At 50.8% G+C, this 8,973-nt stretch carries 6 protein-coding genes; all 6 read right to left on the minus strand.

The window, feature by feature from the left end; all coding sequences use genetic code 11:
- Positions 1-277: 277 nt before the first annotated feature.
- The 6 genes from A3848_RS05040 to A3848_RS05065 all read right to left on the minus strand — a co-directional run bounded on the left by A3848_RS05040 (position 278) and on the right by A3848_RS05065 (position 8,733).
- Complete coding sequence (locus A3848_RS05040; RefSeq protein WP_074083874.1) at positions 278-1,123, minus strand: DegV family protein; 846 nt, start codon at positions 1,121-1,123, stop codon at positions 278-280.
- 174 nt (positions 1,124-1,297) lie between these two features.
- Positions 1,298-2,158: an AraC family transcriptional regulator gene (locus A3848_RS05045; RefSeq protein ID WP_178381914.1), complete on the minus strand. Its 861-nt coding sequence runs from the start codon at positions 2,156-2,158 to the stop codon at positions 1,298-1,300.
- 117 nt (positions 2,159-2,275) lie between these two features.
- Positions 2,276-3,964 (minus strand): glycoside hydrolase family 13 protein, encoded by a 1,689-nt coding sequence (locus tag A3848_RS05050; protein WP_074083876.1) that lies wholly within the window; start codon positions 3,962-3,964, stop codon positions 2,276-2,278.
- A gap of 289 nt (positions 3,965-4,253) precedes the next feature.
- On the minus strand, positions 4,254-6,572 hold the full coding sequence (locus A3848_RS05055; protein ID WP_074083877.1) for a glycoside hydrolase family 65 protein: 2,319 nt from the start codon (positions 6,570-6,572) through the stop codon (positions 4,254-4,256).
- Between the two features lie 285 nt (positions 6,573-6,857).
- Positions 6,858-7,520 (minus strand): beta-phosphoglucomutase, encoded by a 663-nt coding sequence (gene pgmB, locus A3848_RS05060; protein WP_074083878.1) that lies wholly within the window; start codon positions 7,518-7,520, stop codon positions 6,858-6,860.
- A gap of 175 nt (positions 7,521-7,695) precedes the next feature.
- Complete coding sequence (locus tag A3848_RS05065; protein WP_074083879.1) at positions 7,696-8,733, minus strand: LacI family DNA-binding transcriptional regulator; 1,038 nt, start codon at positions 8,731-8,733, stop codon at positions 7,696-7,698.
- Positions 8,734-8,973: the final 240 nt, after the last annotated feature.

The raw sequence follows: 8,973 nt of genomic DNA on the forward strand, positions 1-8,973 counted from the left end.
CCATAACCCCCGACACTAAAAAGATCAAGAATTCTTACAACAACAGCGGCCGGAAGTTCAAACATTCCCCGCAGCTGCGATCAGGCCCCATATGTAAATATCAAATCCAATTGATATAGTAACGCTTTAATGTTGACGCGGAAAAACAAGGCGTCCACATAGAAAACGAACCCATGTCTGCATAAAATGCAGTCAACGGGCTCGTCACAGAGCGCACTAGCTATATGATTGCGGCTGCAGCTGGAGCATGATCGCTTGCCAGCCTTCAAAAGTCTTATTAATGCATATACATGAGGCCTACTGTTCCAGGGCCACAGTGGCTGCCGATCACGCAGCCTGCATGGATGGTGGCAATTTCGTCCACCCCTGTCTGTTCCCGGAGTGCTTGCTCCAAGTATCTGGCATCCTCTTCTGCCAGGGTGTGGGCGACTATCAGGAGCTCCTTGTCGATCTCATCTGCATGGGTCAGAGCGTGCTGCAGCATCTGCTCGACGACCTTTTCTTTCTTGCCGCGAATCTTGCTGACCGGGACGATGGCACCGTCAATCAAACGCAGCACAGGCCGGATTTTAAGCAAACTTCCAATAAAATTCTGCATACCGGAGCAACGCCCGCCCATATACAGATAGTCCAGCGTATCCACAACAAATTCCGTCTCCACCCGGCTGCGGCACTCCTTCAGCATAGCGGCAATCTCCAGGGCGTTTTGGCCTTTTGCTGCCGCACGGGCGGCTTTTATGACCAGGAGGGCTATGCCTCCGCACAGCGTTTCGGAATCAACCACCTGCACCCGGCCTTCCGGGAACTCCCCGGCAGCCAGCAGGGCATTCTGATATGTAGAGGATAAGGCAGAGGAAAGACTGATATAGACGATATCGCCTCCATCCCGGATCACCGGCTCGAAGGCAGTCATGAAATCGGCAGGCGAGGGTGCGGCTGTCTTGGGAAGGGCACCACGTGCAGCTACCTGTTCATACACTTCCTCAGGCGTGATATCCACCCCATCCTTGTAAGTGGCATCGTCGAACACAACATACAGCGGCACGATACCGATATCATATTTTTCCTTCCAGCTTTGAGGCAAATCAGATGTGCTGTCTGAAAAGATTTTTACGATAGACATGAATTTCTCCTTCACCGATTCTAGGATGACATTCTTTCATAGTATAAAAGCCGTATAATCTGTAATTATACCAAGCCCGCACCAATTCTCAAAATGAAAATAATAGTTTCGCTCCTACATCTGCAAAAAGACCAGCCGCACCTGCGGCTGGTCTTGAAAATAAACGTAGAACGGTTACTTCTTCATCACCGGAATCCACACTTCACAAACGTAATCCTCGGCACTCGGATCTCCTGGTGGATATAGCTCAAACTCGGGTCCGCCTGTATGCTCATAGCCTGTTCCCGGGAACCACTCCTGGAAAATCCGCTGCCATACCTGTTGAATCGCCTGGGGCATAGGGCCGACTGAAGTGAATACAGCCCAGCTTGCAGCCGGAACCACAGCAGTCTCATAGCCTTCGGGGTTAGTCTCCGGGGTACCCTCCACTGCAATCCAGTAGGACAGCAGTTCTTTTTCCATGTCCATACCCATACAGATTCCAAGCCAATTGGGGTCAGTGCCGAGCTGAATCAGCTTATCCGAAGTGCCGTCTGCATTGCATTCATTCCAGAATTCCGGGATTCTGCGGAAATTTTCTCCATCCCGTGTAGTAACCTCCATATTTTTACCGATAACGGTAAAAGCTGCTTTTTCGACGATTTTGTATTCCATTTCCTGATCTCCCTTCAAAGATAGATGGAAGGAGAGGCGGGGGAATGCTTTGAGCTGCACTCCGGGCTCACGCGCGGCCGATGGGGTTAGCCCATGTGCCTTGCGGAATGCCTTTGCGAATGCCTCGGGGGAGTCGTAGCCGTATTTCAATGCCACGTCCAGCACCCTGATTTTTGAAATAGCCAGCTCTTGAGCCGCCAGGGTTAATCTCCGTTTGCGGATATAGTCTGCCACCGTTACCCCGGTCAGCATGCTGAACATACGCTGGAAGTGAAAAGGAGAGACATGGGCTACCCTGGCAACGTCTTCGATGCGCATGGGTTCAGTCATCTTGCTCTCCATATAATCCAGTGCATTTTTCATGCAGATCAGCCATTCCAAATCTGCCATCTCCCTTTGTATCCATACTATCATGCCAATCCTGCACCAGTCCTGTTATTCTCTGCTCATTGAAGACAGGTCTGATAATAGTATTATAGCTTTAGAGAGATGAAGAAGTCAGCTCCCCAGCCGGCAGACTCTGGCCTCATAAGGACGCAGGGTTCCCCGGTCCATGGCTGCTTGCTCCTCCGGATAATTGCTGATGATGGTTTCAGTTACAGCGTTCAGCTCATCCAGGAGCTCTACGGTTTGCGGCGTTTCACAGAAATTCAGCAGTATCAGCCACCGCTCGCCCTCAAGCGTCCGGGTATAAGCATAAATGTTCTCATGCTCCGGCAGCAGCAACTCGTAATCGCCGTATACCATAATAGGATGCTCTTTGCGCAGCCGGATCAGCTTCTGATAATAGTAAAATATCGAATCCGGATCGGCCAGCGCCTGTTCCACATTGATCTCCTCATAACGCGGATTGAGCTTCAGCCAAGGAGTTCCTTCCGTGAATCCGGCGTTGGCTGAAGAGTCCCATTGCATAGGCGTACGTGCATTGTCCCGGCCTTTGGAATGGATGGCATTGAGGATCGTATCATGATCACCGCCGCCCTCAGTCACCTTTTCCCGGTACATGTTATGAATTTCAATATCCTTGTAATCTTCAAGCCGGGAGAACTTCACGTTCGTCATACCGATTTCCTCACCCTGATAAATGTAAGGTGTCCCCTTCAGCGTGTGCAGCAGGGTAGCAAGCATTTTGGCCGAAATGACGCGGTACTCCCCGTCATCGCCGAACCTGGAAACCATCCGGGGCTGGTCATGGTTGTTCAGGTACAGGCTGTTCCAGCCTTGTTCCGCCAGACCCACCTGCCATTTATGCAGAATGTCGCGCAGCTTGGTCAGGGTCCAGGGAGCCACATTCCACTTGCCGCCAGGGCCGGAATCCACGTCCATATGCTCGAATTGAAAAACCATCTGCAGCTCTTGCCGGTCTTCAGCAGTGTAGAGGATGGCGTCCTCTACCGTAGCTCCAGGGGTTTCACCCACTGTCATCACATCATATTTAGCGAGAACCTTGCGGTTCATTTCCTGGAGATATTCGTGAACACGCGGTCCGTTCATATAATAGTCCCCGCCACCCGCCAGCTCGCCGGGAGCAAGACCCTCCTGATGGGCAGAAGGCAGGCCTTCGACCTTGGAGATCATGTTGATGACGTCCATCCGCAGTCCGTCCACTCCTTTGTCCAGCCAAAAAGCCATCATCTTGTACAGCGCATCCCGCAGCTTCGGATTCTCCCAGTTGAGATCGGGCTGCTTGCGGGAGAACAGATGCAGGAAGTATTCGCCTGTCTTCTCATCCAGCTCCCAGGCCGGACCGCTGAAGATGGAACTCCAATTGTTGGGCATTTCGCCATCAGGACCGGCGGGACGCCAGATATAATAGTCCCGGTACGGACTATCCTTGGAGGAGCGGGACTCCAGGAACCATGCGTGTTCATCCGAGGAGTGGTTGATGACAAGGTCCATCATCAGCTTGATACCGCGTGTATGCAGCCCGTTCAGCAGATCCTCCCAGTCGCCAAGTGTGCCGAATTCATCCATGATATCTTCGTAATCACTGATATCATAACCGTTGTCATCATTTGGGGACTTATAGACCGGCGACAGCCAGACGACATCGACCCCCAGCTCCTGCAGATAATCGAGGCGCGAGATAATCCCCCGCAGATCCCCGATCCCGTCTCCGTTGCTGTCCTGGAAACTGCGAGGGTAGATTTGATAGACTACGGCTTCTTTCCAAAAGGTTCTGTTCATATGAAACTAGCTCCTTTGAATGGGATTTTAATATAAGATGGGTTATAAAATAGAATTAGCAAGTATGTTGGTTCCAGGGAACGTTTGGAGTTTCGGCCGCTGTTGTTCTCGGATTTCTATATTTAATGTTCAATATTAATGTTCAATATTTCGGATGAAATCCGAGAACAAAGGCGGACGCTAACGCTCCTGCACTTCCAAATTCCCCTCCACCTTTCTTGCCGATTCAAATTTCCAGTGGAACTTATAAAAATATCCCCGAAGCGGAGCTTCGGGGTAACGGCAGCAATTACACCGTAACAGAAGAGCCTTCAGACGTAACGCTGCTCAGACCGTTCACAGTATAATCCTTGCCATGAATCGTGATGGACGCCGGAATATCGGTTTCGTTGACCACGGTAACCAACGCATCCGTAACGTTCACCTTCAGACGGGAGCCGCGGAACATGATCTTGAACGAATAAGCCGTCCAGTGGCCCGGGTTGGATGGATTCAGAATCAGCCGGCCCGACTGCACACGCAGTCCGCCGAAGCCGTGCACGATCGACATCCAGGTTCCTGCCATGCTGGTGGTATGGCAGCCGTCTTCCGTATCGTTGTTGTAATTATCAAGATCCAGTCTCGATGTGCGCAGGTACATTTCATAAGCCTTTTCCTTGTACCCCAGCTCGCAGGCAAGAATCGAATGGATGCAAGGGGAGAGGGAGGATTCATGAACGGTGATCGGTTCATAGAAATCGAAATTGCGCTTTTTGGTCTCCAGGTCATAGCGGTCGCCCAGGAAGTAGAGTCCCTGCAGCACATCGGCCTGTTTGATGAAGCAGGAACGCAGGATGCGGTCCCAGGACCATTTTTGATTCAGCGGCAGATTCTCCGGCAGTACATCCTTGACCTGAATGATCTCCTTGTCGAGGAAACCGTCCTGCTGCAGGAAGATCCCGCGTTCATCATCGGCTGCATAGTACATTTTAGCGACAATCTCATTCCACTTCGCCGTTTCATCTTCTGCAAGCTCCAGCTTGTCGACCAGCTCCGCATAGCGGGAAGGCTCATTCTCCTGCAGATACGCCAGCGCTTCCAATGTATATTCCATCGTCCAGGAAGCCATCCGGTTCGTATACCAGTTGTTGTTGACATTGTTCTCATATTCGTTCGGACCGGTGACGCCAAGCATTACATATTTGTCCTTGTGCGGCACATAGTGCACGCGTTCCTCCCAGAAGCGGGAAATTTCCACCAGCACCTCAAGGCCGTATTGGCCAAGATAGGATTGGTCTCCGGTGTAGTTCACATAGTTATAAATCGCATAGGCAATCGCGCCGTTGCGGTGAATCTCTTCGAACGTAATCTCCCACTCGTTGTGGCACTCCTCGCCGTTCATCGTCACCATTGGATAGAGGGCACCTTTTTTGAAGCCGAGCTTGCGGGCATTTTCCTTGGCTTTCTCCAGATGTTTGTACCGGTAGATCAGCAGGTTGCGGGCAATCGAGGAATCCGCAGTACTTAAGTAGAATGGTACACAATAAGCTTCTGTATCCCAATAGGTGCTGCCGCCGTATTTTTCACCGGTGAAGCCCTTGGGTCCAATGTTCAGCCGGTCATCTTCACCGGTATAGGTCTGATTCAGCTGGAAAATATTGAATCGGATCGCCTGCTGCGCTGACACATCGCCTTCAATGATAATGTCGCTTTCCTTCCATTTATCTTTCCAAGCCTCCGCCTGTTCGGTCAAAAGCGCCGAAAAACCGGCTTCCCGGGCACTGTGCAGCGCGGTTTCTGCGGCCTCAACCAACTGGCCCAGCCCATGATTACGGGAGGTGACATTTGCGGCATACTTATAAATTACCACCTGATCGCCGGATTTTACCGGAAAGGATACTTTGCTGGCTACATATTTTTCCTGCTCGATGGCTTCAGCTGTACGGGTAAGCTTGTCACCATTCACGAGAATGTCGAACAGATAAGCCGAGGTCACGTGAAAATCGAGTTTCTTTGTTTTAAGCGTCAAATGCCCGCCGTCCGGTGCGCCTTTTTTCTCGACTTCATTCCAGAATTTCTCGTCATAGTTGGCATCTTTGTTCTTAATGTCACCGTCGAGGTAGGGGGTGATGGTCAGCTCTCCGGCAAAATTAAGCGGGGTGATGGCATAGCGGATGGCACCAATCTCGCGGCGGGCCATGCTGACAATACGGATGGTCTCGACCCGTACTTCCTTGCCGCCCTCTGTGGTGGCTGTGAAGCTGCGGGACAAGGTGCCTTCCTTCATATTAAGCTCCCGGTGGAAATCGCTAACGGTGCAAGTCGCCAAATCCAGCGGTGTGCCGTCAATGTCAATGCTGATCCCGATCCAGTTCGTGCTGTTCAGCACTTTGGCAAAATATTCGGGGTAGCCGTTTTTCCACCAGCCCACCCGTGTTTTGTCTGGATAGTAGACGCCAGCCATGTAGCTGCCTTGCAGGCTATGCCCGCTGTACTGCTCTTCAAAATTAGCGCGTCCGCCCATGTACCCGTTCCCGAGGCTAAAGACGCTTTCGGAAATTTCCTGGGTCTGCGGATCAAAGGATTCTTCGATAATGGACCATTCGTCGATTTTTAAATATTGTTTCATGCGTACCGGCTCCTTTTAAATGGGGGATGATATAAATGGAACTATCTGTTCAATGTTGCAAGTTACATGGCCGCTCCACAAGCGAAAGGTTGTTACGATCGCTGTTGTCCCCGGATGCTCCGATTGAAGCTTAAGGTAAGCATCCGGGGACAAAGGCGAGCGCTGACGCTTCTTCACAATCTTTTCGCCTGTTCCGCTCTCACGTAACTCCAGTTCTCACATATAGTTCTTTTATAAAAAAGTAGGGCAAAAGAGACTCACATTACTTATAACTGTTAATGTTCGTCAAACGCTTGTAAATGATTCCCTGAGTGCTGCAACGCTGATATGCGCCAGCGAAGGGACGACGATATCCGCTGCCGAAAGTGTCTCCGGCGAACCGATACCCACACTGCGCATGCCGGCGCGGATAGCGGCGGTGATTCCTGCTTCGGCATCCTCGAAGACAACACATTCTTCAGGTTCAACATATACGGCTTTGGCTCCGAGGAGGAAGACTTCCGGATCAGGCTTGGCTGCGCTGGTATGTGTGCCGTCGATAATGCCATCGAAATAGGGCGTAAGCCCGGTGTTCTGCAGGATCATCATTGCGTTTTTACTGGCGGAGCCGAGAGCGGTCTTGATCTTCTGCGCCCGGCATTCCTTCAGGAAGTCCAGGGCGCCCGGCAGAATCTCCGAACTGTCCATCTTGGCGATGTATTCGACATAGCGATTGTTCTTCTGCTCGGCGAGCTCGGCTTTGCGTTCTTCGTCCAGGGTCAGTCCGCCGATCTCCAGCAGAATGTTGAGCGATGCCGTCCGGCTGACGCCCTTGAGACGTTCGTTGTCCTTCTCGGTGAAGACGAAGCCGAGCTGCTCGGCGAGCTCTCTCCAGGCAATGTAATGATATTTGGCGGTGTCGACGAGCACGCCGTCCAAATCGAATAAACAGGCTTTGATTTCTGACATATTGAACCTCCTAAAAGTTTTGTGAGCATAACGTCATCGATTCACTTCGTACAAAACTCGCTTCGAAAGCATACGCTTAAGTTTTGTGAGCTTGCTCTTTATGTAGCGCAAACGTTTGTACAAGTGTCGAAAAAATAAATGAAGCATCGATAGCTTCATTTATTTTGTTGCAAAGTTACTTCTTCACTGGTGAATACATGGAAGATTCCCTGACGATTAAGCGGTGCGGAATCACGAACCGGTTCGTATATCCGTCATGGTTATCCGGTTTCTGGATGCTCTGGATCAGCACCTGGGAAGCGGTGTAGCCTAGATGATAGATACCGATATCGATACTGCTGATCGGCGGGCTCGACAATTCCGAAAGCGGAATATTGTTAAAGCTGACGATTGCCAGATCCTCAGGAACCTTGTATTTCAGCTCATTCAGCCCGCGAAGGACACCGAAAGAGACCATATCATCGACTGCTACAAGTGCTGTGGGACGGTTCGGGAGATTCATGAAGAAAGACATCGCCCTGTAGCCGCTGTCCTGCAAAAATTCACCTTCGACAATCCATTCAGCCCGCATTTCCAGTCCGTTCTTCTCCATCGCTTTGCGGTAACCTTCAAGCCGGTCGCGTGAAACGATGAGGTTGGGCGGCCCGCTGACGAAGCCAATGCGTTCATGTCCCATCGATATCAAGTGGTTGGTAGCATCGTAAGCAGCCATGATATTATCGTTATCCACCGATAAGATGTTCTCATAGCGGTCACTTCGCCCTACCAGTACAAAAGGGTAGCCACCCGATTCCAGGAAATCAATCACGGCATCGTCTTTGCGTGAATACAGCAGAATAACGCCGTCAACACGGCGGCCTTTGAGCAGGCGTGAGACGGACTCAAGCTCTTCCTTCTCATTCGCGCCGGAACTGATCAGCACATCATAGCCGGACCGGCTGGACTGTGTAACGATCCCGCGGATCAATTCCATAAAAAATAAATTGGAGAACAGCTCTTCAGCCGGTTTTGGCAGGATAATGCAAATGCTGTTCGTCGTCTTCGAAACCAGGCTTTTGGCCATCATATTCGGAGTGTAGCCCATTTCCTCCATAATCACTTTGACTTTACGGGAAGTTTCTAGGCTAATTCTGGGATGGCCTGACAACACCCGGGATACCGTGGAGGGAGACACTCCCGCTTTCTTAGCCACGTCCTTGATGGTAACTGTCATAGAAACCTCCTTATGGAACCGTTTGCTTTACTCTGTAATATTAATCGAAGAGCTGTTAATTGTAAATAGTGAAACTCTTGTTCAGGGATATGATTAGTGGTTCTGCAGGACAGCCGGAGATGGTGCCTCCCTGTACTTTACCAATGAGATCAGGTGATGAAGGGGAGGATTAGGAGCTTTCTGCAAAGGCTGCTGAAAGGGGGGCGGTGTATTTTTCTGTCATCAGCGATGTAATGAACG

It is taken from the genome of Paenibacillus sp. P32E (genome assembly GCF_001909085.1).
Classification (GTDB): Bacteria; Bacillota; Bacilli; order Paenibacillales; family Paenibacillaceae; genus Paenibacillus_AQ; species Paenibacillus_AQ helianthi.

Excerpts from the sequence above, each read along its gene's own strand:
- A3848_RS05065 (WP_074083879.1), bottom strand. The coding sequence starts at position 8,733 with ATGACAGTTACCATCAAGGACGTGGCTAAGAAAGCGGGAGTGTCTCCC.
- A3848_RS05055 (WP_074083877.1), bottom strand. The coding sequence starts at position 6,572 with ATGAAACAATATTTAAAAATCGACGAATGGTCCATTATCGAAGAATCC.
- pgmB (WP_074083878.1), bottom strand. The coding sequence starts at position 7,520 with ATGTCAGAAATCAAAGCCTGTTTATTCGATTTGGACGGCGTGCTCGTC.
- A3848_RS05050 (WP_074083876.1), bottom strand. The coding sequence starts at position 3,964 with ATGAACAGAACCTTTTGGAAAGAAGCCGTAGTCTATCAAATCTACCCT.
- A3848_RS05040 (WP_074083874.1), bottom strand. The coding sequence starts at position 1,123 with ATGTCTATCGTAAAAATCTTTTCAGACAGCACATCTGATTTGCCTCAA.